This is a genomic window from Ornithinimicrobium sp. (assembly GCF_030537745.1).
Classification (GTDB): domain Bacteria; phylum Actinomycetota; class Actinomycetes; order Actinomycetales; family Dermatophilaceae; genus Ornithinicoccus.
The window spans coordinates 1-1,647 of the sequence record NZ_JAUNVI010000129.1 but is presented as its reverse complement, the minus strand read 5'-3'; the positions used below and the strand labels follow the sequence as shown (position 1 = coordinate 1,647).

Annotated in this window: 1 protein-coding gene; it reads right to left on the bottom strand. The window is 72.3% G+C overall.

What is annotated here, in order from left to right; all coding sequences use genetic code 11:
- The coding region (locus Q4P07_RS14305; RefSeq protein ID WP_303375585.1) for an ABC-F family ATP-binding cassette domain-containing protein at positions 1-1,628 on the bottom strand (1,628 nt) is incomplete at its 3' end.
- Positions 1,629-1,647: the final 19 nt, after the last annotated feature.

Genomic DNA, 1,647 nt, shown 5'->3' with positions numbered 1-1,647 from the left:
ACCTCCCACCGGCGCGTCAACCGCACCGTCTCCAGCATCCGCCGGTCGTGCGTGACCAGCAGCAGCGTGCCCTCGAACGCCTCCAATGCCTGCTCCAACTGCTCGATCGCCTGCAGGTCTAGGTGGTTGGTCGGCTCGTCGAGGACCAACAGGTTGACCCCGCGCGCCTGCAGCAGCGCCAGCGCCGCCCGCGTCCGCTCCCCTGGCGACAGCGACGACGCCGGCCGCCCGACATGGTCGCCAACCAGGCCAAACTTCGCCAGCAACGTCCGCCGGTCGGCGTCGCTCCACTCCGGCAGCTCCAGCGCAAAGACCCTGGCCAGCGCCACGTCCGCCCGGTCGAGCAACCCGCGCGCCTGGTCGACCTCGCCCACGACGACCCGAGACCCCAGCGACACGGTGCCCGTCCCCGGCGTCACCTGCCCCAGCAGCAGCCTCAGCAGGGTGCTCTTGCCGGCACCGTTTGGGCCGGTGATCGCCACTCGGTCGCCGAGGTCGAGCTGCAGGTCGACCGGCCCGAGGGTGAAACCGCCCCGGCGCACCACCGCGGATCGGGCCACCGCGACCACGTCCCCCGACCGGGGCGCCTGCGCGATCGAGAACTGCAGCACCCACTCCTTGCGCGGCTCCTCCACGACGTCCAGCCGCTCCATCATCCGCTCGGTCTGGCGGGCCTTGGCTGCCTGCTTCTCCGAGGTGGCCTGCTGGTGGAAGCGGATGTTCTTGTCCTTCTCCTTGCGCCGCGCCAGCTTGCTGTTGGCTGCGCGAACCCCCTTGTCCATCCACTCGCGCTGCATCCGGGCGCGCGCCTCCAGGCCGCGGCGGCGCGCCGCATATTCCTCATACACCTCCCGGGCGTGCCGGCGGGTGATCGAGCGCTCCTCCAGGTAGGCGTCGTAGCCGCCGCCGTAGGCGATCACCTGCTGCAGGCTCCGGTCAATCTCCAGCACCGTGGTGACCGTCGCCGACAGGAACGCCCGGTCATGGCTGACCAGCACCACCGGCGCGGCCAGCCCGTGCACGAACTCCTCCAGCAGGTCCAGCCCCGCGACGTCCAGGTCGTTGGTCGGCTCGTCCAGCAGATAGCCGTCGTAGCGCGACAGCAGCAGTCCGGCCAGCCCCACCCGCGCCGCCTGCCCACCGGAGAGCGAGCCCACCTCACGGTCCAGGTCCACGGCCAGGCCGAGCCGCGCGGCCACCTCCTCCGCCCGTTCGTCCAGGTCGGCCCCGCCGAGCGCGAGCCAGGCCTCCAGCGCGAGGGAGTATGCGGTGCCGCTCGCCTCCTCCTCGGGGTGGTCGGACAGCCCCTGGGCCGCTGCATCCAGGTCCGCCTGCGCCACGGTGACCCCGGTGCGCCGGCCAAGCGACGCGCGGATCGTCTCCCCGTCCAGAGAGTCCGGCTCTTGAGTGAGCAGACCCAGCCGAGCGGTCCGCGGCGAGACGAGCACCGCACCGGTCTCCGGGGCGCGACGCCCGGCCAGGACGTGCAGCAGGGTGGATTTACCCGCGCCATTGGGGCCCACGAGGCCGACGACGTCGCCGGGTGCCACGACCAGGTCCAGCCCGGAGAAGAGGAGGGTCGCTCCGTGGCCGACGGCCACGCCACGGGTCTGGACGGTGGCGCTCACGAGGGACAGTCTGGCAGGT